This window comes from Lelliottia nimipressuralis (assembly GCF_004115925.1).
Classification (GTDB): Bacteria; Pseudomonadota; Gammaproteobacteria; order Enterobacterales; family Enterobacteriaceae; genus Enterobacter; species Enterobacter nimipressuralis.
Window position 1 is genome coordinate 25,856 of the sequence record NZ_SDDX01000030.1, and the last position, 24,294, is coordinate 50,149.

Annotated in this window: 23 protein-coding genes; 8 read left to right on the forward strand and 15 right to left on the reverse strand. The window is 54.7% G+C overall.

All coding sequences use genetic code 11. The features are described from left to right. Positions 1–33: 33 nt before the first annotated feature. From nanA to zapE, 7 genes are all read right to left on the reverse strand, one after another. Positions 34–927, reverse strand: a complete 894-nt coding sequence (nanA, locus tag ETG88_RS20580) for an N-acetylneuraminate lyase (protein ID WP_129036300.1) — start codon at positions 925–927, stop codon at positions 34–36. A 120-nt stretch (positions 928–1,047) separates the two neighbouring features. Further along, positions 1,048–1,830 carry a transcriptional regulator NanR gene (nanR, locus tag ETG88_RS20585; protein WP_102105534.1) on the reverse strand — a complete coding sequence of 261 codons (783 nt, stop codon included), beginning with the start codon at positions 1,828–1,830 and terminating at the stop codon, positions 1,048–1,050. A gap of 112 nt (positions 1,831–1,942) precedes the next feature. Then, entirely contained in the window at positions 1,943–2,440 is a 498-nt protein-coding gene (gene sspB, locus ETG88_RS20590) for a ClpXP protease specificity-enhancing factor (RefSeq protein ID WP_100778704.1), read from the reverse strand. Between the two features lie 5 nt (positions 2,441–2,445). Continuing rightward, positions 2,446–3,084, reverse strand: coding sequence for a stringent starvation protein SspA (gene sspA, locus ETG88_RS20595; protein WP_129036301.1), 639 nt, complete (start codon positions 3,082–3,084; stop codon positions 2,446–2,448). Positions 3,085–3,392: 308 nt separating this feature from the next. Then, positions 3,393–3,785: a 30S ribosomal protein S9 gene (gene rpsI / locus ETG88_RS20600; RefSeq protein WP_064543072.1), complete on the reverse strand. Its 393-nt coding sequence runs from the start codon at positions 3,783–3,785 to the stop codon at positions 3,393–3,395. A gap of 15 nt (positions 3,786–3,800) precedes the next feature. After that, positions 3,801–4,229, reverse strand: coding sequence for a 50S ribosomal protein L13 (gene rplM, locus ETG88_RS20605; protein WP_004868222.1), 429 nt, complete (start codon positions 4,227–4,229; stop codon positions 3,801–3,803). A gap of 280 nt (positions 4,230–4,509) precedes the next feature. Continuing rightward, positions 4,510–5,634, reverse strand: a complete 1,125-nt coding sequence (gene zapE / locus ETG88_RS20610; RefSeq protein ID WP_129036302.1) for a cell division protein ZapE — start codon at positions 5,632–5,634, stop codon at positions 4,510–4,512. A 189-nt stretch (positions 5,635–5,823) separates the two neighbouring features. Between zapE and zapG the strand changes: the two genes are divergently transcribed. The 3 genes from zapG (at position 5,824) to degS (ending at position 8,916) form a co-directional block, all read left to right on the forward strand. Further along, a complete protein-coding gene (gene zapG / locus ETG88_RS20615; protein WP_100778701.1) occupies positions 5,824–6,222 on the forward strand; it encodes a Z-ring associated protein ZapG in 399 nt (132 codons plus the stop codon). A 170-nt stretch (positions 6,223–6,392) separates the two neighbouring features. Further along, positions 6,393–7,760 carry a serine endoprotease DegQ gene (degQ, locus tag ETG88_RS20620; RefSeq protein WP_107702752.1) on the forward strand — a complete coding sequence of 456 codons (1,368 nt, stop codon included), beginning with the start codon at positions 6,393–6,395 and terminating at the stop codon, positions 7,758–7,760. Between the two features lie 88 nt (positions 7,761–7,848). Continuing rightward, the gene (gene degS / locus ETG88_RS20625; protein ID WP_100780807.1) at positions 7,849–8,916 is read left to right on the forward strand and encodes an outer membrane-stress sensor serine endopeptidase DegS; all 1,068 of its coding nucleotides are present in this window, start codon (positions 7,849–7,851) and stop codon (positions 8,914–8,916) included. 54 nt (positions 8,917–8,970) lie between these two features. On the opposite strand, the gene mdh is transcribed toward degS, so the two are convergent. Further along, positions 8,971–9,909: a malate dehydrogenase gene (gene mdh, locus ETG88_RS20630; protein WP_100778699.1), complete on the reverse strand. Its 939-nt coding sequence runs from the start codon at positions 9,907–9,909 to the stop codon at positions 8,971–8,973. Positions 9,910–10,314: 405 nt separating this feature from the next. Between mdh and argR the strand changes: the two genes are divergently transcribed. From argR to yhcN (ETG88_RS20650), 3 genes are all read left to right on the forward strand, one after another. Beyond that, positions 10,315–10,785, forward strand: a complete 471-nt coding sequence (argR, locus tag ETG88_RS20640; protein ID WP_100778698.1) for a transcriptional regulator ArgR — start codon at positions 10,315–10,317, stop codon at positions 10,783–10,785. A gap of 375 nt (positions 10,786–11,160) precedes the next feature. Continuing rightward, positions 11,161–11,424 (forward strand): peroxide/acid stress response protein YhcN, encoded by a 264-nt coding sequence (yhcN, locus tag ETG88_RS20645; RefSeq protein WP_047347671.1) that lies wholly within the window; start codon positions 11,161–11,163, stop codon positions 11,422–11,424. A 109-nt stretch (positions 11,425–11,533) separates the two neighbouring features. Continuing rightward, complete coding sequence (gene yhcN / locus ETG88_RS20650; protein ID WP_102105510.1) at positions 11,534–11,800, forward strand: peroxide/acid stress response protein YhcN; 267 nt, start codon at positions 11,534–11,536, stop codon at positions 11,798–11,800. A gap of 67 nt (positions 11,801–11,867) precedes the next feature. Here the strand turns inward: yhcN (ETG88_RS20650) and ETG88_RS20655 are convergent, their stop codons facing one another. The 5 genes from ETG88_RS20655 to aaeX form a co-directional block, all read right to left on the reverse strand. Further along, entirely contained in the window at positions 11,868–12,140 is a 273-nt protein-coding gene (locus ETG88_RS20655; protein WP_129036303.1) for a barstar family protein, read from the reverse strand. A gap of 48 nt (positions 12,141–12,188) precedes the next feature. Continuing rightward, on the reverse strand, positions 12,189–13,643 hold the full coding sequence (locus tag ETG88_RS20660) for an NAD-dependent succinate-semialdehyde dehydrogenase (protein ID WP_129036304.1): 1,455 nt from the start codon (positions 13,641–13,643) through the stop codon (positions 12,189–12,191). Between the two features lie 110 nt (positions 13,644–13,753). Next, a complete protein-coding gene (aaeB, locus tag ETG88_RS20665) occupies positions 13,754–15,721 on the reverse strand; it encodes a p-hydroxybenzoic acid efflux pump subunit AaeB (protein ID WP_100780806.1) in 1,968 nt (655 codons plus the stop codon). A 5-nt stretch (positions 15,722–15,726) separates the two neighbouring features. Continuing rightward, positions 15,727–16,659 (reverse strand): p-hydroxybenzoic acid efflux pump subunit AaeA, encoded by a 933-nt coding sequence (gene aaeA, locus ETG88_RS20670; protein WP_102105514.1) that lies wholly within the window; start codon positions 16,657–16,659, stop codon positions 15,727–15,729. Positions 16,660–16,666: 7 nt separating this feature from the next. Next, complete coding sequence (gene aaeX, locus ETG88_RS20675; protein WP_102105515.1) at positions 16,667–16,870, reverse strand: p-hydroxybenzoic acid efflux pump operon protein AaeX; 204 nt, start codon at positions 16,868–16,870, stop codon at positions 16,667–16,669. Between the two features lie 180 nt (positions 16,871–17,050). Here aaeX and aaeR point away from each other — a divergent pair, with 180 nt between their 5' ends. Next, the gene (aaeR, locus tag ETG88_RS20680) at positions 17,051–17,977 is read left to right on the forward strand and encodes an HTH-type transcriptional activator AaeR (RefSeq protein WP_095283622.1); all 927 of its coding nucleotides are present in this window, start codon (positions 17,051–17,053) and stop codon (positions 17,975–17,977) included. Positions 17,978–18,249: 272 nt separating this feature from the next. Then, positions 18,250–18,864: a YagU family protein gene (locus ETG88_RS20685; RefSeq protein WP_102105516.1), complete on the forward strand. Its 615-nt coding sequence runs from the start codon at positions 18,250–18,252 to the stop codon at positions 18,862–18,864. Between the two features lie 61 nt (positions 18,865–18,925). Here ETG88_RS20685 and tldD read toward each other — a convergent pair whose 3' ends face one another. Then, the gene (tldD, locus tag ETG88_RS20690; protein ID WP_100778690.1) at positions 18,926–20,371 is read right to left on the reverse strand and encodes a metalloprotease TldD; all 1,446 of its coding nucleotides are present in this window, start codon (positions 20,369–20,371) and stop codon (positions 18,926–18,928) included. 86 nt (positions 20,372–20,457) lie between these two features. Continuing rightward, positions 20,458–24,255, reverse strand: coding sequence for an AsmA2 domain-containing protein YhdP (gene yhdP, locus ETG88_RS20695; RefSeq protein ID WP_129036305.1), 3,798 nt, complete (start codon positions 24,253–24,255; stop codon positions 20,458–20,460). Between the last annotated feature and the right edge of the window lie 39 nt (positions 24,256–24,294).

A 24,294-nucleotide genomic window follows, 5' to 3' on the forward strand; every position in this document is an offset into this window, starting at 1 on the left:
TTGCCGGATGCGCTTCGCTTATCCGGCAATGCATTAGCGTTTCTCAGCCAGCAGCTGTTCTGCGAGGGCTTTCAGCTCCGGCAGATACTGCTCTGCCACCGGAGCAAAAGGCTTACGGCATAGCGGAATGGAGACCACGTCCATGTAGTGCAGGACGGTTTTCAGGCCACGGAACACGCCGACTTTAATCAGCAGATCGATAACCTTGTTGCACTCGCTTTGCAGATGCTGCGCGGTTGCGTTGTCCCCTTCGCGGATCGCTTTGGCGATCGCCTGATAGCGCGCGCCCATGATGTTGTAAGTGCTGCCGATCCCGCCGTCCGCGCCTGCCAGTAAACCGAAGGCGAAGATCTCGTCGTAGCCGTTATAAAGCACCAGATCCGGATGCGCCCGGCGGATCTGCTCCATCTGGAAGAGATCGCCCGAGGTCTGTTTCAGGGCACCTACACCCGGCAGCGTCACCAGCGTATTGATTTGATCGAGGGATAACTTCACGCCGCTCAGCGCCGGGATGTTGTACACCACCATCGGCAAACCATCCGATGAATCAATGATTGCACGGTAGTGGTCACAATGTTCTTCGAAGCTGAAGGGATAGTAGAAGGGTGTGACCGCCGACACAGCGTCGAAGCCGATCCGGCTTGCCGCCGCCGCGAGCTGCTGGCTTTCTGCGGTGCTGACGCAGCCGACATGGGCGATCAGCGTCACTTTGCCCTTCGCCTCTTCCGCCACGATCTCCAGCACCTGCTCGCGCTCGGCGAGGCTTTGTACGAAGGCTTCGCCCGTTGAGCCGCCGACATACAGACCGTCGATTCCCTGTTGAATGTTGAACTGCACCAGGCGGCGCAGACTTTCTTTATCCAGCGCCTGCTGTGAATTAAACGGAGTCAGGAGTGCGGCCATCACGCCACGTAATTGCTTTGCCATAGATACCTCAAGTGGTTATTGATCTGCTTTTTGATATACCTTTATACCTGTTATACCAGATCAAATAAGCAGCACCCCATACAGAACGCTTATATTGCGATCTGCTTCACTAAAGGATCGTTATTTTTTCTTTTTGGATCCCTGGCCGAAGGCGTGCCAGGTTGCGGAAACGCTGTTGAGATGGGTTTGCAGCGCCCGATCGGCTTCATCAGGATCGCGGCGGCGGATGGCATCAACAATAGCAATATGCTGCTGATAGCTGACATCGTTGTGCTGGTACAGCTCAGCGTCGGATACTTTCGGACGAGCGGCTATCAGCCAGTCGAGCAGTGCGACGTGGATCGCCATAAAGATTGGGTTGCCGGGGATCTCCGCCAGCACACGGTGGAAATCGACATCCGAGCGGATGAAAAGCGCGTTATCGCTGAGGGACTGGCTGTTAATTTCCAGCGCTTTCGACAGGCGCTCAACCTGTTCGTCCGTGGCGTATTCTGCCGCGTAACGCACCAGGCTGGATTCGAAAAACAGACGCAGCTGTTCAAAGTGGGTAATGCCGCCCGGCTGGGTGAGGAAATCTTTCGCCATGCCGGAGAGTTCACTAATGATGGTATCGGCCGAAGGCATCGAGACGCGGGCGCGTTCGCCGTTGTTGATTTGCACCAGGCCTTTTCGCTTCAGGGCGGCCAGCGCTTCACGTACCGATGGGCGGCCCACGTTGAAGAACTCCATCAGCTCACGCTCGGAAGGGAGTTGTTCGCCCTGGGCAAACTCCTGACGACGGATCATCTGCTCCAGCTCTTCTTCCACCATATCGGAAAGTTTTTTACGCGCCAGCGGGCGACGACGCAAACTGCGACCAAGGGTTTCGGTTGAATTTTCCGCCTGAAGATCAAATGGTTTCATAAAGACTCGGGTCAGAAGAGTGACAATCAGTGACAACGACTCATCATAACACAGGATTTTTGGCTGGGCGAAAAGCCCTGAATAGCAAAACAGGCCCATCGGGCCTGTTCAATTATTTCACAACGCGTAACGCTGGACGGCCACCGCGCGGCGGCGGATCGTCATCAGGGTCGTTGTCATTGTCGTGATCGGGCTTGTCGCCGTCGATAATGGACATCACCGTTTCGCTTTCGCTGGCGGTAGAACCGTCTTCATCGTTGAGGCTGGCGACATCTTCGTCATACGCCGCTTCCGGCTCAAACATCGTACCTGCACCGTTTTCACGCGCATAGACTGCCAGCACGGCAGCGAGCGGAACAGAGACCTGACGCGGTACGCCGCCGAAACGCGCGTTGAAGCGCACTTCGTCGTTTGCCAGCTCAAGATTACCCACCGCGCGTGGCGCGATGTTCAAAACGATCTGACCATCACGCGCGTATTCCATCGGAACGCTCACGCCCGGCAACGTCACATCCACTACCAGGTGCGGCGTAAGCTGGTTGTCCAGCAGCCATTCATAGAAGGCACGCAGCAGATACGGACGGCGTGGAGATAGCTGTGACATTTCCACAATCGTTAACCTCGACCAAGACGCATTTCGCGTTCCGGTTCTGTCAGAGAAGCAAGGAAAGAGTCGCGCTCAAATACGCGAGTCATGTAGCCTTTCAGCTCTTTCGCGCCAGGACCGCTGAACTCTACGCCCAGAGCCTGCAGACGCCACAGCAGCGGAGCCAGGTAGCAATCTACCAGACTGAACTCGTCGCTCAGGAAGAACGGCTTTTGACCGAATACCGGCGCAATGGCCAGCAGTTCTTCACGCAGTTGCTTACGGGCAGCGTCTGCTTCTGAGGATGAACCGTTCACAATGACGTTCATCAGGATGTACCAGTCTTTCTCGATACGCTGCATGTACAGGCGGCTTTCACCACGCGCAACCGGATAAACCGGCATCAGCGGCGGATGAGGGAATCGCTCATCCAGATATTCCATAATGATGCGGGATTCCCACAGGGTGAGCTCGCGATCCACCAGCGTTGGTACGCTCTGGTTCGGGTTGAGATCGATCAGATCCTGAGGTGGGTTATCCTTTTCCACATGCTCGATCTCAAAACTGACACCTTTCTCGGCCAGCACGATACGAACCTGATGGCTATAAATGTCAGTAGGACCAGAAAACAGCGTCATTACCGAACGTTTGTTGGCAGCGACAGCCATGAAAACCTCCAGGTATATTCAGAATATTACTGCTACCGGCCCGTGGGCCAGCCAGATGATTTGTTACCCATCCCAGGAACAAACTCAATCGCTCAAAAATCGAACAAAAGTGGTGTATTCACTGACATTTGGGCAGAAAATTGGATGATAGTTTACCAGATTTTGCAGGGTTTGTGGTGAGGGGATTCTGGAAATGCTGAAAAAGAGCTGATAATCAAATAAATACTGTGGATAACCGTCGGATTATCCATAAAAAAACCCGCCGAAGCGGGTTTTTCGCCAATCTTTCTGCCGAAGCAGAAAATAGATTAACGTTTGGAGAACTGAGGACGACGACGTGCTTTACGCAGGCCGACTTTCTTACGTTCAACTTCACGAGCATCACGAGTAACGAAGCCAGCTTTACGCAGTTCGCCACGCAGGGACTCGTCGTACTCCATCAGAGCGCGGGTGATACCGTGACGGATCGCACCAGCCTGACCAGAAGTACCACCACCTTTAACGGTGATGTACAGATCGAATTTCTCAACCATATCAACCAGTTCCAGCGGCTGACGAACTACCATGCGGGCAGTTTCACGACCGAAGTACTGTTCCAGAGAACGTTGGTTGATTACGATTTTACCACTGCCCGGTTTGATGAACACGCGAGCGGCGGAGCTTTTGCGGCGACCAGTGCCGTAGTATTGATTTTCAGCCATTGCCTATAATCCCGATTAGATGTCAAGAACTTGCGGTTGCTGTGCCGCGTGGTTGTGCTCGTTGCCTGCGTAAACTTTCAGTTTACGGTACATAGCACGACCCAGCGGGCCTTTTGGCAGCATGCCTTTAACCGCGATTTCAATCACACGCTCAGGACGGCGGGCAATCATCTCTTCAAAGGTCGCTTCTTTGATACCACCGATGTGGCCGGTGTGGTGGTAATACATTTTGTCTTCGCGCTTGTTGCCGGTTACAGCAACTTTTTCTGCGTTCAGAACGATGATGTAATCACCAGTATCAACGTGCGGAGTATATTCCGCTTTGTGCTTACCGCGCAGGCGACGAGCCAGTTCGGAAGCAAGACGACCCAGAGTTTTACCGGTCGCGTCAACAACATACCAGTCGCGTTTTACGGTTTCTGGTTTAGCTGTAAAAGTTTTCATTAAAAGCTTACCCAAATAATAAGTTACACGTTGGTGAACACCCAAACGTTTAGTCAGTTGAGGCTCACACGACAAAGTCCGGCAAACCTACCCCTTCGAATAGCCTGTGCCAGCACATAGAAAGTTTTGGGAAAAAAACCTTCTCGTAACGTGGGGTCGCAAGATTATAGAGAAGTCGAGGTCAAAGATCGACCCTTAAATGTGATTAGTCGCAAGGTTTTCGCTGGGGAATTGCCGGGTGGCGACTACGCCTTCCCCGGCCTGCGGCACGGTGCGGCATTTACGGCATGTGCGCGCGTTTCAAATACTCTTCGCTCTGCATTTCCTGCAAACGCGACAAACAACGCTGGAACTCAAACTTCAGCCGCTCGCCCTGGTAGATCTCATAGAGCGGCACGGCGGCGCTCACCACCAGCTTCACATGACGTTCGTAAAACTCATCTACCAGTGCGATAAAGCGGCGGGCTTCACTCTCCATCAGCGGCGTCATCACCGGCACATCAAACAGCATTACCGTATGAAACAGACGCGAGAGCGCGATGTAGTCGTGCTGGCTGCGGGCATCGACGCACAGCGTGGCAAACGAAACCGCCAGCGTCTGGTTTTCGACCCCCAGGGTTGGCAGAGGACGATGATTAATTTCCAGCTCTGGGGCTGTATCGCGCCTGGCGCCCGCCAGAGCCAGCCAGAGTTTGTCCATCTGGCTGCGCGTCTCTTCATCTAAGGGTGAGAGCCACAGATGCGCCTGGGTCAGCGTGCGCAGACGATAATCTACGCCCGCATCGACATTCATAATGTCGCAGTGTTCTTTGATTGCCTCGATGGCCGGCAGGAAACGCGCGCGCTGCAAACCGTTGCGATAGAGATCGTCCGGTGGAATGTTAGACGTCGCCACCAGCGTAATGCCCCGCGCAAACAGCGCTTTCATAAGGCCGCCCAATAGCATGGCGTCGGTGATATCCGAGACGAAAAACTCATCGAAACACAAAACGTCGGTTTCGGCTTTAAAACGCTCGGCGATGATATCCAGCGGATCGGTATGACCTTGCAGCGCGTTAAGCTCTTCGTGGACGCGCAGCATAAAGCGGTGGAAGTGCAGACGCTGTTTACGCGTGCCTGGCAGGCTCTGATAAAACATGTCCATCAGCCAGGTTTTCCCCCGGCCCACGCCGCCCCACATATATAAGCCGCGAATGGGTGCTACGGTCTGTGGCTCTTTTTTTCCCAACAATCGGCCAAATGCCGCTTTCAGTCCGCCACTCTGTGCGGGGGCGGGCATCTGCTGAGTCAATTCCTGATAGATCACATTCAGGCGATTAATGGCTTCACGCTGAACGTCGTCGGGCTGATGAGTGCCCTCATCAAGGGCCTGTTTGTAACGCGATGTGGGGGACAGATTTTGCATAATCTTGTTGTTATTCCTTCAATTAGACCTCACCAGTGGGCGCGACTGGCGAAAAAAAGGCCGTTCTACAGTACGCGATGATGCGTCAGGATTCCACTTCTGAAGAAATAGCGGTTATAGTGGCATAATCAGGCACAGGCAGGAGCCGAGCCACTACCCTACGGAACAACAAGACAACGGGAGAAGTTCATGACCTGGGAATATGCGCTAATTGGTTTAGTCGTCGGTATCGCCATCGGTGCCGTGGCCATGCGTTTTGGTAATCGCAAATTGCGTCAGCAACAGTCGCTGCAGTATGAACTGGAAAAGAACAAAGCTGAGCTGGAAGAGTATCGTGAAGAGCTGGTCAGCCACTTTGCCCGTAGCGCCGAACTGCTGGACAATATGGCGACCGATTACCGTCAGCTTTATCAGCACATGGCAAAAAGCTCCAGCAGCCTGCTGCCGGAACTGAGCGGTGACACCAACCCGTTCCGCAACCGTCTGGCGGAGTCTGAAGCCGGTAACGATCAGGCACCGATTCAAATGCCGCGTGATTACTCTGATGGTGCATCAGGCCTGCTGCGCGGTGGCGTAAAACGCGATTAATCGCACATCTACGATTTATTTCACGGGCGCACACCTCGCGCCCGTCCTTTCTTTCCCTTCCCAGCTATTATTTAGTCAATTACCTCATTGTTCAGTGGTTTGAAATTCAATAACATCAGACTGTTTTTGGGCCGATTTTCCTTTACTCCAGGCAACGAGAGCCAGCATCAATGAAGAAAAAAAACCAGCTGTTAAGCGCGATAGCGTTAAGTGTCGGGTTATCTTTGACGGCGTCCTGGCCTGCGGCCGCGGCGCTTCCTTCGCAAGTGCCTGGTGCGGCTGCCATTCCAAGCCTGGCGCCGATGCTTGAAAAAGTGCTGCCTGCGGTGGTGAGCGTGAAGGTGGAAGGCACCGCCGCGCAAAGCCAGCGCGTGCCGGAAGAGCTAAAAAAATACTTTGGCGAAGAAGGCCCGGACCAGCCAGCGCAACCTTTTGAAGGGCTTGGCTCCGGCGTGGTGATCGACGCGGCGAAAGGCTACGTGTTGACCAACAACCACGTCATCAGCCAGGCCGACAAAATCAGCGTGCAGATGAACGATGGTCGTGAGTTTGACGCCAAACTGATTGGCGGCGATGACCAGAGCGACATCGCGTTGCTGCAAATACAAAACCCCAGCAATCTGACGCAAATTGTGATCGCTGACTCCGATAAACTGCGCGTCGGCGATTTTGCCGTGGCCGTCGGTAACCCGTTTGGCTTAGGCCAGACCGCGACCTCCGGGATTGTCTCGGCGCTTGGCCGCAGCGGGCTAAACCTTGAAGGGCTGGAGAACTTTATCCAGACCGACGCCTCCATTAACCGCGGCAACTCCGGCGGTGCCCTGCTGAACCTGAACGGCGAGCTGATCGGGATCAACACCGCGATCCTCGCACCGGGCGGCGGCAGCATCGGCATCGGTTTCGCTATCCCCAGCAATATGGCGAAAACCCTAGCGCAACAGCTGATTGAGTCCGGCGAGATCAAACGCGGGCTGTTGGGTATCAAAGGCATGGAGATGAGCGCTGATATTGCGAAAGCGTTCAATCTTAACGTCCAGCGTGGGGCGTTCGTTAGCGAAGTGCTGGCCAATTCCGGCTCAGCGAAGGCGGGCGTGAAATCGGGCGATGTGATTGTAAGCCTGAACGGTAAGCCGCTGAACAGCTTTGCGGAACTGCGCTCGCGAATCGCCACCACAGAGCCAGGCACCAAAGTGAAACTCGGCTTGCTGCGCGACGGTAAACCGCTCGACGTGGAAGTGACGCTGGATAAGAGCACCTCTGCATCGGCCAGCGCCGAGCTTATCGCCCCTGCACTGCAAGGCGCGGCGCTGAGTGACGGGCAGCTCAAAGACGGCACCAAAGGCATCACCATTGAAAGCGTCGAGAAGAGCAGCCCGGCCGCACAGGCTGGCTTGCATCAGGATGACGTGATCATCGGCGTGAACCGCAACCGCGTGCAGTCGATTGCAGAAATGCGCAAAGTGCTGGAGAGCAAACCGACGGTGATTGCGCTGCAAATTGTTCGCGGCAACGACACGCTTTACATCTTATTACGCTAAGCACTGACCCCGGACATCACCGCTGCGTGTGATGTCCGGATAAGTCATGTTATGCTGCAACCGTTTCTCAATTAACGACGCCCGCATCATGGTTCTTAAGCTATTTCGCTCCGTCGCCATCGGATTGGTCGTTGGCGGTTTATTACTGGCTGCAATGCCCTCATTACGTCAGTTCAATAAGCTGGCGGCGCCTCAGTTCGACAGTACGGATGAGACGCCAGTGAGTTACAACCAGGCCGTTCGCCGGGCGGCACCCGCCGTGGTAAACGTCTATAACCGCGGCCTCAACAGTTCCGCCAATAATCAGCTCGAGATCCGCACCCTCGGATCCGGCGTAATTATGGACGAGCGCGGCTACATCATTACCAATAAGCACGTTATCAACGACGCCGATCAGATTATTGTGGCGCTACAGGATGGCCGCGTTTTCGAAGCCCTGCTGGTCGGTTCGGATAGCCTGACGGATCTGGCGGTACTGAAAATTACCGCCAGCGGTGGCTTACCGGTGATTCCGATTAACCGTAAGCGCACGCCGCATATCGGCGACGTGGTGATGGCAATCGGAAACCCCTATAACCTGGGCCAGACCATTACCCAGGGGATTATCAGCGCCACCGGTCGTATTGGCCTGAACCCGTCAGGACGGCAGAACTTCCTGCAAACGGATGCCTCCATCAACCACGGGAACTCCGGCGGCGCGCTGGTGAACTCCCTCGGCGAGCTGATGGGCATCAACACCCTCTCCTTTGATAAGAGCAACGACGGCGAAACGCCGGAAGGCATCGGTTTTGCGATCCCGTTCCAGCTGGCGACCAAAATCATGGACAAGCTGATCCGCGACGGTCGCGTGATCCGTGGCTACATTGGAATTGGTGGGCGTGAAATCGCGCCGCTGCATACCCAGGGCGGCGGTATCGATCAGATTCAGGGCATCGTCGTAAACGAAGTCACCCCAGGTGGCCCGGCTGCGGCGGCAGGACTGCAGGTTAATGACGTGATTGTGTCGGTGAACGGTATCCCGGCAGTATCCGCGCTGGAGACAATGGACCAGGTGGCAGAGATTCGCCCGGGTTCTATCATTCCGGTGGAAGTCATGCGTAATGATAAGAAGCTGACCATTCAGGTCACTATTCAGGAATACCCGTCCACCAACTAAGCGGCATAAAAAAACCGGAGCCATGGCTCCGGTTTTTTATCGCCTGGCATTCGCTTACTTGTTAACGAACTCTTCGCCCAGGGTGATATCTTTCTTCAGCGTATCGAGCATGCCTTCCATCGCTTGTTGTTCAAACGCGCTCAGCTTGCCGATTGACTGACGTTCTTCAACGCCGTTTTTACCCAGCAGCAGCGGCTGTGAGAAGAAGCGGGCGTGCTCGCCGTCACCTTCCACATACGCACATTCCACCACGCCTTTCTCGCCTTGCAGCGCACGAACCAGAGACAGACCAAAACGTGCAGCCGCCTGGCCCATAGACAGGGTTGCAGAACCGCCACCCGCCTTCGCTTCCACCACTTCGGTGCCCGCGTTCTGGATGCGTTTGGTCAGATCAGCCACTTCCTGCTCGGAGAAGCTCACGCCTGGGATCTGGGACAGCAGTGGCAGAATTGTCACGCCAGAGTGACCACCGATAACCGGCACTTCGATGTCTGAAGGCTGTTTGCCTTTCAGTTCAGCCACGAAGGTGTTGGAACGGATGATGTCCAGCGTAGTCACGCCAAACAGTTTGTTCTTATCGTAAACACCGGCTTTTTTCAGCACTTCTGCTGCGATAGCAACCGTGGTGTTGACCGGGTTAGTGATGATACCGATACAGGCTTTCGGGCAGGTTTCTGCGATCTGCTGGACCAGGTTCTTCACGATACCGGCGTTGACGTTGAACAGATCGGAACGGTCCATACCAGGCTTACGTGCAACACCCGCGGAGATCAGCACGACGTCTGCGCCTTCGAGCGCCGGGCGTGCGTTTTCACCGGAGAAGCCTTTGATTTTCACAGCTGTTGGGATGTGGCTCAGGTCAACCGCCACACCTGGGGTTACCGGAGCAATATCATACAGAGAGAGTTCTGAGCCTGAAGGCAGTTGGGTTTTCAGTAGTAGGGCAAGCGCCTGGCCGATACCACCAGCAGCGCCGAGGACTGCAACTTTCATCCTAAACTCCTTATTATGGTTAACTTTAATATCTGTTACTCCGTTGCGGCGACATTAATTCAGCAGGTAAATAATTACAATTTTCGTAGCTAAAGAATTTGAGGTCACGCGTCTTTCACCTTTGCCAGAATACTTCCAGCAAACTGCGGCAACGAAGTAGCCAATCAAGACGGTGGTTACAATACACCCTCACTCGCCAGCAAAACAACATCATTTTGATAACATTTAGTTTACTTTTAAGGTTATTTACGCGCCGTGATGTAGGCATGTTTTCTGATAACGAAATTTGATAAAATCACTCCCTTTCATAACATTATTTCAGCCTGGTTCAAGGCAGAATATTTGCATAAAAATTCATCCACATGCATAATAATGTTGTTTCTATCGTCATATTCCGGGTGACTTATGCGAAGCTCGTCAAAACAAGAAGAATTAGTGAAGGCGTTTAAAGCGCTGCTCAAAGAAGAGAAATTCAGTTCTCAGGGAGAGATTGTTCTGGCTTTACAGGAACAAGGTTTCGAGAACATTAATCAGTCGAAAGTCTCCCGTATGCTCACCAAGTTTGGCGCGGTGCGTACTCGCAACGCCAAAATGGAAATGGTTTACTGCCTGCCCGCCGAACTGGGCGTCCCGACCACCTCCAGCCCGCTGAAAAACCTGGTGCTGGATATTGATTACAACGACGCGGTGGTCGTGATCCACACAAGCCCAGGTGCGGCGCAGTTAATCGCCCGCCTGCTCGATTCACTGGGTAAAGCGGAAGGGATCCTCGGCACCATCGCGGGGGATGACACCATCTTTACTACGCCAGCGAACGGTTTTTCCGTAAAAGATCTCTACGAAGCTATCCTGATGCTGTTCGAACAGGAGCTGTAATCCCCTTCCCTGCTGCTCAGGCAGCGGGGAATGTTCTGCCCACCGCCTTGTTTACGTCCCCATTCTGTTGTGCTTACTTTTGCAAATAGTGCTTTTACCTGCCTCTTTTCATTCATCCAGCGAATGATCTATCAACAGATCGCACAAAAAATCAAAGTTCGTTATGTCTATGATTTACTTATATATCGACAACCATTGTGACCAAAAAACGGTCAATTCTATGCATTTTAGTTATAAAAACGTGACCAGTTAACACGTAATTACCCATGAAACAATTAGCGTGGTATTAATATTTAGCGTGATTAGTGTATACTTGATTTTGTGATGAGGGTCACGAAACGAAAGACCCCAATAAATTCGACGAGGTAAACAATCATGAAAATCAAAACAACTGTAGCGGCTCTGAGCGTCCTGTCTGTCCTGTCATTCGGTGCATTTGCTGCCGACTCTATCAACGCTGATCAGGCACAATCTCGCCAGGCCATCGGCACCGTTTCCGTAGGTGCAATCGGTACGTCTCCGATGGACATGCACGAAATGCTGAATAAAAAAGCCGAAGAGCAGGGTGCGTCTTCTTATCGCATCATCGAAGCGCGTTCTGGTGACCACTGGCACGCAACGGCTGAGCTGTACAAATAAGTTTTATCAATAGTAAGTAGTAACGACATTATCAACTCAACGGCACCAGGCATAAAAATAGCGGTATAACCCTTCTCGCCGTCGAGGAAACACATTCAGGAGTACGACTATGAACACCAAATTAATCATCGCAACCCTAGGCTTAGCTTCCGTTCTCTCTTTCGGTGCCAGCGCAGCTGTGCATCAGGTGAATTCTGAGCAAGCGCAAAACCTGCAATCAATGGGTAGTGTATCCGTATCTTCCGTCGCGGGTTCTCCGATGGATATCCGCCAGGAACTGGCGGCTAAAGCTGAAAAAGCAGGCGCAAGCAGCTATCGTGTCACCGAGCTAAATCAGGGTGACCACTGGCATGCGACGGCTGAGCTGTACAAATAAACCCTCGTCGTATCTCATCATACGACTTGCCCCTGACGCTTTGTCAGGGGCTTTTTTATGTCTGAAATCAGTGACGAACGTTAAAGCGTAGTTGCCCTTCCAGCTCCTCTTCCGCCTCATCAAACAGCAGAACCAGTGCGCCAAAGCGTCGGCGTAGCTTATCCGGCAGGTGGATAAACTCCAGTTCCAGCGGCATGGGTAAGACATCGCCAATCACCACGTCCCACAGCGAATCCAGATCCGTTACCTTTGCCTGTTCTAACCCAAATGTGCGACAAAATTCGCGGTAAAAGTCTTCATGACTGTCGATTTCATCAAAATCAAACGTATAGATATTCATTGCCCGCCACCCCGTCCAGAAAGGCGGCCTGCGCCGCCCTGACGATAATTATAATCCCCCGATATGCAGGGTTTTAACTTCCAGAAACTCTTCCAGCCCAAGAACCGATCCTTCCCGACCCAGTCCCGACTCTTTCACACCGCCGAATGGGCCGAGCTCGGTCGAGACCGCACATTCGTTAATGCCGATCATGCCGCTCTCAATCGCCTGCGACACGCGGAAAACGCGCGAAAGATTTTGCGTATAGAAGTAAGCCGCCAGGCCAAACGGCGTATTGTTCGCGCGCTGGATCACCTCTTCTTCTGAAGTAAAGCGGAAACAGGCGGCAACCGGGCCAAAGGTCTCTTCCTCAGCCAGTTTCATCCCTTCGTGACACTCGCCCAAAACGGTTGGCTGCCAGAAGTTACCGCCGAGCGAATGCACTTTACCGCCTGCCAGCACCGTTGCACCTTTTGCGACCGCATCCTCAACATGTTCGCGCACTTTATTCACCGCAGCAGGTTCAATCAGCGGCCCCACCACCACGCCCTCTTCCATGCCGTTCCCCACTTTCAGGGCGTTTACCGCATCAGCGAGTTTGGTCACAAAGGCGTCGTAGACGGATTCCTGAATATAGAACCGGTTCACGCTGACACACACCTGCCCGGCGTTACGGAATTTATTGGCAATCGCCCCTTTCACGGCAGCATCAATATCAGCATCGTCAAAGACGATATACGGCGCATTGCCGCCCAGCTCCATGGAGACTTTTTTCATGGTTTCTGCGGCATTACGCACCAGCGTTTTGCCCACGGCAGTCGAACCGGTAAACGAGATTTTCCGCACCTCGTGGCTGGCCATGATGGCATCGCTGATCTCGTGGGTGTTCCCGGCGACGGCGTTGAGCACGCCATCAGGGACACCGGCTTTTTTCGCCAGCGTCAGCAGCGCAAAAGCGCTGAGCGGTGTGTTGTTAGCGGGTTTAATGACGCCGGTGCAGCCTGCGGCCAACGCCGGGCCGAGTTTGCGGGTCAGCATCGCCATCGGGAAATTCCACGGCGTGATCGCCGCCACCACGCCGATGGGTTCGCGGGTGGCCAGAATGCGTGAGCCGGGTTTGATGGGGGGGATGATTTCGCCGTTAGCGCGTTTCGCCTGCTCGGCAAACCACTGGATAAAGCTGGCGGCGTACTCGACTTCACCTTCCGCCTCTTTTAGCGGTTTACCTTGTTCGGTGGTCATCAGCCGTCCGAGCCAGCTTTTGTTCTCAATAATTAGTTCGTACCAGCGGTACAGGATCGCCGAACGCTCTTTCGCCGTTTTCGCTCGCCACGCCGGGAAGGCGCGACTGGCTGCCGCGATAGCCTCTTCGGTCTCTTTTTTACCTGCTTTTGCGACTTTCGCGACGACATCGCCCGTGGCCGGGTTGAGCACATCAAAAGTGGTATCCAGCGTTTTCCATATGCCGTCTACCAGATATCCGGTTTGAAAAAGCGCATTGTCCTGGAGTGCCTGGGTGGTCATGTGTCCTCCTGATCTGGGTTTAAGAGCCTGCCAGAATAAGTATAGCCACAAAAAAACCGACGCTTTTGGCGTCGGTTTTTACGGTGTGTTTGTCGCCTGTGCAGAGCCAACTAGCTGTCGGTAAGCGTATTCTGATACCGATGCAGCACATCCGTCAGCCGCTGTACCGGTTCCGTCACTTGCCGCGGCGCTTCCCAGACCCGCAGTTTCTCCTGGTAGATGTTTAACTCTTCCAGTAACTGGCCAAAGTAGCGGCGGCGCTTATCGTCCGACGAGGCCGAAATCACATGATCCGCCGTGCGACGCAGCTGGCGGTGAAATGCCGACAGATCGTCGTTGATCGGAATCGGCGCATTGCGCAGACGCTGGTGCGCGATGATCATCGTCAGTGCCAGGCGGAACTTAGCAATATCGCCAGGGAACTTCGTCAGCAGTAAAAACAGCTGCTGATACAGGGCCGGCAGATGGTTCTCTTTGCGACGCGCAGTGTTGGTGGTCATCGCAGATACCGCCGCCGAGACAAACTGGTTCAGCAGCACACGTCCGGTACGCGCATGGGAGTTATCACGCACCAGCAGGATGACCATCATCGCCAGGAAACAGCCCACCAGCTGGCCTAACGCGCTATCGAGGAACTGGCTGAAGTGGAAGGTCATCGGGTTATCCAGCACCAGAATGTTGATCGTACTGGCGAGTGCGCCCAAAGATCCGAGACGACGCTTCTGCACTTCAATCCCGATAAAGAACGCCAGCACCGCAAGACTGATACACAGCAGCAGCATACTTTGCTGGGTGGAGGGCAGCACCACGAGGAAATAGAACGCCCCGATGGGGAGCGCCGCGAGCGCGCCATACAGAAAATCGACCGCCACCATGCGTGGATTTGGCAAACGCATCGCCAGCGAAGTTACTACCGCAATCATCACCATCGCGCTCGCACCTGACGTCCAGCCCGTCCACAGCCAGAAGAGCGTGCCGAGCACACACGCGATAGTCGTACGCCAGAAGTTCACCATCGCATGGTGGCGCTCTGCCGACTCGGCTTTGATGACCACTTCGCTGCGTAGAATCTCCTCTTCAATAGCGCTGATTTTGGTATTACTGATCACGCCGCGTTTGAGGAGCAGATAGCGCGTCGCCGCACCTACCCAACTGTAAATGGTGACAGGCGTGTCGCGCTCACCGGTCCAAACAATGACCCGTCGCATTCTCTTCAGCTGTTTACGCACATCCTGCACCGTCTCGACGGGTTCTGCGAACAGCTCACGGAAGGTATCCGTGACCGCCTCGGGACGGGTATTTTGAATCAGGTAGGTTTCGCAGGCCTGGGTGATCAGCGTCAGGGAGACGGTATTGAGCGCTTTAAGGCGTCGGTTAGCGCGCGCCCAGCGGGAGGATTCCATATTCAGATTGCTGCGCATTCCTTCCAGCGCCGTGCTGCGGCGCACCAGGGCGCTCCAGGCGTTGTCCACCTCTTCACTGTCGCCGTGTTTAATACACAGCTGCATCAGTTGATATTGAGCAACAATCAGCGCATCCAGTTCGCGATCGACTTCCTGTTTGATGGAGCGTGGCGAGAAAAGCAGATCGGCAACGATCGCACAGACAATCCCGATGACAATCTCACTGCAACGCTCAAGAGCAAACTGCGGCGCAAGCAGGGGTTCACTCTGAATGGTGATCACAATGATCAACGCGGTATATCCGGATAAGCCCCAAGCGTAGGAGTTCTCCACCTTCACCAGCGAGGAAACCCAGGTACAAAAGCCCGCCCAGATACAGCACACCATCAGCATCATTAGCGGGGAGCGAATCATGGTGATAATGATCGTCAGCGCTGCGATACAGCCGATAAATGTCCCGGCGATACGCAGCATCCCGCGATAACGGATGGCACCAGAGTAGGGTTCGCCGCCCGCCGCGAAGGCCGGGCCCGCAGCAACAATCGCCGCCGTCAGCACCGCCCAACGCGGGGTTTCCAGCTGGAAGTGAAAACCGACAAACAGCGCCAGCACGATGGCGCACGCCAGCTTAATGGCGAAGCGAACGTGCTGGGTGGCGATGGTGAAAATGCCCATCACAATTAACCAATCTCACGCAGACGATGCGCGATTTTACGGAACAGGGAGTCGTTGTTGCCGTTACGATCTTTCTCACCGGTGATCACCACCGTCGCCGTGGTGCCGGCCGGCCACAGGTTGCCCTGCTCGTCATCGAGACGAATACGCACCGGCACACGCTGCGCCAGACGAACCCACTCAAGGTTAGAATCAACCGTTGCCATCCCTTTGGTATCGCGAGTGGCGCTGGAGTTGGTGACGCCTGCGGCTACGCTGTCCACCGTGCCTTTAAGCACGCGGTTGCTGCCCAACGGCGTGATTTCGGCGCGATAGCCTGGACGTACCCCTTCCAGTTTGGTCTCTTCCATGTAGGCGAGAATATAGAAAGAGTGCTGTTTCACCAGCGCCACGGCGGTAGAACCGCGAGTGATAAATTCACCGGTATAGACGTTGAGGTTGGTCACCCAGCCGTCAGACGGCGCACGGATCACCGTACGTTCCAGATCCAGCTTCGCCAGGTCGCGCGTCGCCTCGGCTTTTGCCTGCTGATGCAGAACGGTTTGCAATACGTTGTTAGACTGGTCAATCTCTTCACGAGACATGGCCTGTACGCCCAGCTGGTTACGTCGTCCGGCTTCACGGCGTTTTTCCGTGGCCAGCGCCCGATAGTAGGCGACGTCTGCTTCAGCCTCTTCGAGGGCTTTCTGGTAGCGAGGCTGATCGATGGTGAAAAGCACCTGATCTTTTTTCACCAGTTCGTTATCACGCACGTTAACCGCGGTGATAAGCCCGGCGACGTCAGGGGCAATGGCCACCACATCCGCGCTGAAACGCGCGTCGCGCGTCCAGGGTGACTCGGTGTAAAACACCCAGGCGCGGAAAATTGCGATGAACGCCAGGACCACCAGCGCCACGGTGATGGCGGTACGGGAGATATTTCTTGTTAGTGTTTTCACATCTACCTCAGACAAACATGCGCGATACAAGCCAGAACAGGCAGCAATACAGCGCGGTATTAAACAGTGCAGGGTGCCAGACAAAATCGTAGATGCCGGTTGGAACCAGCACCTTGCGCACCAGCCAGAAAATCGCCAGTGATAAAATTAGTTCGAAGAAAATCGGTGGGAACGATAAACCGAACACCACGATAACGGGAAACAGACTCATGTTGACCTTGATTTGAACGCGTGCAGGCGACAGTTTTTGTTTAGCTCACACCATCGCAGAAGGGCAAGAAAAGCCGGGCGGGAATGGTGAAGCTGTTATGTCAGTAATAATATATTAACGTAACTGTTATGCTGTTATCTATAATATGTGATCTAAATCACTTTTAAGCCAGAGTGAACAATGGAACGTTTAAAGCGCATGTCTGTGTTTGCCAAAGTCGTAGAATTTGGCTCCTTTACCGCCGCGGCCCGACAGCTTCAGATGAGTGTTTCATCCATCAGCCAGACGGTGTCAAAACTGGAAGATGAGCTTCAGGTCAAGCTGCTCAACCGCAGCACCCGCAGCATTGGGCTGACGGAGGCAGGTAAAATCTATTACCAGGGCTGTCGTCGGATGTTGCACGAAGTCCAGGACGTTCACGAGCAACTCTATGCCTTCAATAACACCCCCATCGGCACGCTGCGGATCGGGTGTTCTTCAACTATGGCACAAAATGTCCTCGCCAGTATGACGGCGGAAATGCTCAAAGAGTATCCAGGTCTGGCGGTAAATTTGGTCACCGGCATCCCTGCGCCAGACCTGATCGCCGACGGTCTGGACGTCGTGATCCGCGTCGGTGCGCTGCAGGATTCCAGCCTGTTCTCCCGTCGCCTGGGCAGTATGCCGATGGTCGTCTGCGCCTCTAAAAACTATCTGGCGCAGTTTGGTGTGCCGGAAAAACCAGCCGATCTGAGCAATCACTCCTGGCTGGAGTACAGCGTGCGTCCGGACAACGAGTTTGAGCTGATTGCCCCGGAAGGACTGTCGACAAAACTGCTGCCGCAGGGGCGGTTCGTGACGAACGATCCTATGACCATTTCCCGCTGGCTGGTCGCCGGAGCAGGCATCGCCTACGTGCCGTTGATGTGGGTGATCAATGAGATCAACAGCGGTGAGCTGGAGATCCTCTTCCCGCGCTACCAGTCCGATCCCCGTCCGGTGTATGCCCTCTATACGGAAAAGGACAAACTGCCGCTTAAGGTCCAGGTCTGTATTAACTACCTGACGGACTATTTTGTGGAAGTGGCGGAGCTTTATCAGGGAATGCGGGGCAGAAGAAAAGAGTAAGCCACCCCGTAAATGCAGAGAGGTCAAATGATTATTGGAATTTGGCCCCTGCCCTCCAGTCAGAGATAAATACCCCCAGTCCCTTCCGGCGCAATTAAGATATTTCACTGAGTTCTATTAATAATGGCGAATTGACATATTTGCCTTGTGACCTTTATCGTACTCATTGTCTGAAACCTGTTCTACGCAAATATCAGACGGTTATAGAGTTGTTAAATAAATACTTCATAAAAATAACGTTTCTCAGGATTTTGTTTAAACAAGGAATAAATATGAATCTATTCGAACAAACACCGCCTTCACGCAGGCGCTACGGACTCGCCGCGTTCATTGGGCTGATCGCCGGGATTGTCTCCGCCTTTGTCAAATGGGGCGCCGAAGTTCCTCTTCCTCCACGCAGTCCAACCGATCTATTCAGCGCCGCATGCGGGCCAGAGCAATTAATCAGAGCCGCCAGCCAAATTGATTGCTCACGTAATTTCCTGAATCCACCCTATGTATTTCTCCGCGACTGGCTGGGCGTCGTCGACCCTAACGCTGCGGTTTATACATTTGCCGGACATATATTCAACTGGGTTGGCGTGACACATATTATTTTCTCAATCGTGTTCGCCGTAGGCTATTGCGTTGTTGCGGAAGTCTTTCCGAAAATAAAGCTCTGGCAGGGTTTATTCGCCGGGGCATTAGCGCAGCTATTTGTTCATATGATTTCGTTCCCGCTGATGGGGCTGACACCGCCACTGTTTGATCTTCCGTGGTACGAGCACGTTTCCGAGATAGTGGGTCACCTGATCTGGTTCTGGTCGATTGAAATTATCCGTCGCGATTTACGTAACCGCATCACTCGCGAGCCCGATCCTGAGGTGCCGCTAAACAGCGCGCGATAAGCGTCGCAAAAAAAAATGGCGCGCCTTTTCAGACGCGCCATTTTTTCAATAAGACTTCAGGTCAGGCGGTACCGCCGACGGTTAGATTATCCACTTTCAGCGTCGGCTGACCGACGCCCACCGGCAGGCTCTGGCCTTCTTTACCGCAGACGCCCACGCCTTTATCAAGCTTCAGATCGTTACCCACCATCGAAATCTGCTGCATCGCCTCGATACCGGAGCCAATCAGCGTAGCACCTTTCACCGCTTTGGTGACTTTGCCTTTTTCAATCAGGTAGGCTTCGGACGTCGAGAAGACAAACTTGCCGGAGGTGATATCCACCTGGCCACCGCCGAAGTTTGGCGCGAAGATCCCGTAATCAACGGATTCGATGATCTCCTGCGGCGTCGATTTGCCTGCGAGCATATAGGTGTTGGTCATACGCGGCATCGGCAGATGTGCGTAGGATTCGCGACGACCGTTCCCGGTTGGCGCAACGCCCATCAGACGCGCGTTGAGTTTGTCCTGCATATAACCTTTCAGAATGCCGTTTTCGATCAGCACGTTGTACTGCCCCGGCGTCCCTTCATCATCGATAGAGATAGAACCGCGACGATCGGTCATGGTGCCATCATCCACAACGGTACACAGTTCCGAGGCCACCAGCTCGCCCATCTGACCGCTGAATACGGAGGTACCGCGACGGTTGAAATCGCCTTCCAGACCGTGACCGACCGCTTCGTGCAGCAGCACGCCAGGCCAGCCTGCGCCCAGTACCACCGGCAGCGTACCGGCTGGGGCCGCTACCGCATTGAGATTCACCAGCGCCATGCGCACGGCTTCTTTCGCCCACGCATCTGCGCGAACATCACCGTCTTCATCGGCCAGGAACCAATCATAACCAAAACGACCGCCGCCACCGCTGGAGCCGCGTTCGCGTTTACCGTCATCTTCCACCTGCACGCTGACAGACAGACGTACCAGCGGGCGCACATCAGCGGCCAGCGTACCGTCGGTAGCAGCCACCAGAATGAGTTCATACACACCGCTCAGGCTGGCTGACACTTCTTGAACGCGTTTATCCGTCGCGCGAGCCACTTTGTCCACGCGGCGCAGAATATCCAGCTTCTCCTCGCGGGTCATGCTTTGCAGCGGATCGATGCTGGTATAGAGCGCAGAATGCTGCACTTCGCCGAGGGTTTTCACACGACCATCGCCCGCTTCACGCACGATAGTCCGCGCTGCCTGGGCACTCTGCTCAAGCGCAGTCAGGCTAATCTGATCGGCATAGGCAAAGCCGGTTTTCTCACCGCTTACGGCGCGAACACCGACGCCCTGGTCGATGTTATAAGAGCCATCTTTAATGATGCTGTCTTCTAAAACCCAGGATTCGTGGTAGCTCGACTGGAAATAGAGATCGCCGTAATCGAGGCGACGCTCGGTTAGTTGGGCAAGAATGGAAAACAGGTCCTGATGACTCAGGCCGTTCGCTGCGAGCAAATGTTCACTTACCAGGTTCAGACTCATCGTTTTGCTACTCGTTCGTTGCCGCCCAAGGGCGGTAAAAAAATTCATTATTTATGAGAGTGGGGCAATTACTCGCCCGCGTCAAATCATTGCTGTGCATCTTTGCGCGCCTGACGGAGCACCTCATTAATCTGCGGCTTATCGACCGGGCCGGTAATGCGATAGCGCAGGATTGAGACCTTACTCCACAGCGGCCCAAGCACCTTACTGGCGGCAAACACCGCTGCGCCCACAATCGGATTGACCACGAATGCCGCAGCGACACCGACGGTCGCCGAGATCTCCGGCGCAACGACCGCTTCCATATCCAGTTCGCGACGCACCAGATTCACCGAGCCTTTCATGGCGATATCGGCCTCCAGGCCATCCACCAGCGTGTCATCCGTATGCAGAACGCCGTCTTTGATCCACGCCGTACTGCGAATAGAGTCGTAATAGAACCCTTCGCTGAAGGTATCGCTGAAGTCAAAACGCAGTTTGCGCAGCAGCGCGTCAAAGCTCAGTAAACGTAAAAGCTGCCCGGCGTGACCAGTGCTGACGTCGGCGATTTCGCCTTTGCCCAGATTAGTTTTGAGGATGCCGTTCAGCGTAGCTTCGTCCGGTTTCCACGGCTCGGCGCGCCAGTGCAGATCGTAATTGACATCGAAGGAAGAGCCGCGCAGCGGTGTGCTGACGCCAAAGAAATTCGCCGCCGCATCCAGCTTGTTGCCCTTGATTCTACCTTTCAGGGAGGTGCGCTGTTCGCCCGCGCCATTCACCCACTCTCCGTCCGCCGTCAGACGCCCAAAGCCGGTATCAATCAGGCCGCCTGCGAGGCTCAGGGTGTTGCCCTTCACGGCAAAATCACCGTCGATGCGGCCATATTTCTGACCCCACAGCCAGCACTCCGCGCAGCGCAGTTGTAAATCCGGCCAGCCGCTGAAATCCACTTTTGAAACCTCGGCTAACGGCGAAACCGCTCCCGTTTGCCCTTTCGTGGCCGTCGTCGGGTTGTAGTAAAGATAACGAATCGCCGCCTGCCATGGCGCATTGTCACGCATTGTGAGCGTGGCGTTAATCTCGCGGCCCTGCGCTTCCACCGTCGACCCGTTGAGGGTTGGCTCAGAGACAATGCTGAGGTTATTCCACTGCTGTCCGCCCAAGGTCAGCGACGGCGTACGGACGGTCACGCGCTGCGGGAACTGGGCAGCTTCATCCACATTTTGCCCAACACCCTTGTTAAACATCGCCAGCCACTCGGCGCCGTCCATCGCGGGCAGGTTCAGCTCAACGCCTGGCTGCTCTGGGAGTGGCGGAATGGTACGGCTGTCTGTGGTCCAGATGGCCCGGTCGAGAGTCAGTTTGCGACTGAGCAACCAGCGGCTGTTAAAGTGATTTGTACCATTCGCATTACCAGTGAGAGCGAAGCTGTTCAGATCGCCCTGCACGTTGATGTTCATCGGCAGTGGCTGCCCGGCTTTCTTATCCAGCGGTGCAGGTAAGTGACTGCTTACATTCTTCAGATCGCCGGTCACGTCGACTTTATAGTGCGCACTTCCACGATAAGGCAGGTCGATGGCCACTTTACCGTTCCAGGCAACCGTTCCGTCGATAGATTCGGCCACCGGTTTTGGCAGCACGTCCATCCGCGCGGGCTGCCAGTTAGCATCCATATTGACGGCGACCTGATAGGCTTTTTCACCTTCGGTGGTGCTGAAATCCACGTTAATCGGTTGATTAAACCAGTTGGCTTTCAGCGGCCCGCTTTTCAGATTGCCATTCACAAAGCTGAATTTGCCGCTCAGGTTCTTGAGCGTACTATCTAGCGGCTTGATGAACAGGCTGTTGTTGTTCAGCACCACATCGCCTTCGGCGGTGGTCATCTCGCCATCCAGCGGGATGTCGAGATGCAAACGGGCATTCACATCGCCATCGATTTGCAGCTCTTGCAGCGCAGCGCCCAGCGAATCATCCAGCGGTGTCTCGTCAAAATAAGGCCCGACGGCTTTGCCCGGCCCGTTAATGTCCGCGTCGATCAGCAGCTTCTCTTTCGAGTAATCCGGAATCACCGCTCTCAAATTACTGGCGGTTACGCCGCCCAGCGCAACGCTGTCGGATTTCATCCACAGCCCGTCGTTCAGGAAATTCAGTTCGATATTCAGGTTTTTCAGCGCTGGCCAGTCGGGCTGGAAGGCGAAAGTCGCATTGCGCAGCGGCACCAGAACCTGGAACTGGCCTTCGTTGTGTTTGTACGGGAACAGGTGCGGATTGCCGCCATAAACCAGCGTGGCATTATCGGCCTGACCGCCCTGAATCGCGCCGCTCAGGTAGTCCACCAGCGCTTTGCCCATCAGGTTTTCCGGGAAATAGCGCCATGCCTGGCCGCCATCGTCAGTGCTGATACCGGCCAGAATCCCCAGCCATGGCTCATCGCCTTCCGGCTGCAGATAGCGGAAATTACCGCGCGCGTGAACGCCGGTGGCTTTTACGTCGATATCACGGCCATCCAGCTGAAAACCTTTCTCGTTATTCAGCCAGTTAAGAATGGCAGTGCCTTTTTCAATCTCTAGCGGCGCACGGAAAACCGTTTCGTACGGCATTTTGGCGTCATTCATTTCCGCCGTCAGTCTGCCGTTTTCGACGCTGCCCTCAAGCTTTCCGCCAAAGTGTTCGGCACCGGGCAGCAGCTTCCACTGCTTCCAGGAGAGCGCTTTCCACGAGGCCTGGAAGCGGGTTTTTTCTGTGGCCTGCAGAGGGATATCCAGCGCCAGGGTGTCGATCTGGCCGCTCGGTTGTGTGGCTTCCCAGACTTCGCCGAGCGCAGTTGATATGCGGTTCGCGATAGGCCGTAAACCGTCGAGACTTGCCAGATCGAGGTTGCTGGCGCGGATACGCAGCTCATCGCTGCGCTTGTTGTTCACGCCGCCCACTTCCTGCTCAGGCACCCACGCCATCGTTAATGCGCCGCGCGGCCAGGCTTTGCCGTCCATAGTGATGCGGGTATCGGGAATGGAGAATTGCCAGCTGTCGCCCTGACGGGTGACGTGTGCCGTCAGGTTATCGACTGACATATCATGGGATTGCGTATCCCCTTTCCACGCCGCGCCGCCCTGCTTCAGCCACACATCCCCGGCGGAGATATCACCGTCGGCCAGCGTCAGCCAGCCTTCAAGACTGAAGCGCGCCCTTTGCAGCGCCACGTTATCCTGCATCCATTTGCCCAGCCAGGGTTTGACATCCACATCGTCGGCCTGCAGCCAGACTTTGCCTTTATTCAGCAGGCCGTTGTCGTCGCGCAGATCCATGCGCACCTGCATGATGCCGTGCTGCCCGTTCAGGCTGGAGAGATTCACCTGCCCTTCGGCGCGATGGCGATCTTTGCCGTTAAGCCAGGTGAGCTGCGGGATCGCCAGTTCGGCCCGTTGCCCGGAGAGGGTAATAAAACTGATTTCGCTGTCGCGCAGATCGAAATGATCGAACTGGCGCAGGAAAAGATCGCTGAAGCGGTTGGTCTCGATGCCTTTGCTGTTATCGCCCTGGTTTAGAGGCGTGTTGGTCAGAAACTGAAGCTGCCAGAAGGTGAGATCGCGAAACTGCCAGCGCATGTGCAGCAAACTTTGCCAGACATCCAGCGCCAGCGTCACGCGTTTGATTTTGAGATGACCGCCGTCTTTCAGGCTCGCGTTGATATCGCGCACATCCAGCGTTGGGCCGAAATTTTGCCAGCTGGCACTCAGCTGGCTGACGTCAACGGGAATGCCGGTGGCGCTTTCGATCTTTGCCAGCACCTGCGGGCGCCAGCTGTCGAGATGCGGTAACACGAGGCGCAGCCCGCTCACGAGCAACGCGACAATGACGACAAGCGTTGCCCCTGTAAGCAGTAAAATTCCTGGCAATCGCCTCACGCATCTCTCCTTGTCAGCCGTTCTCTTGCAGCATTGCTG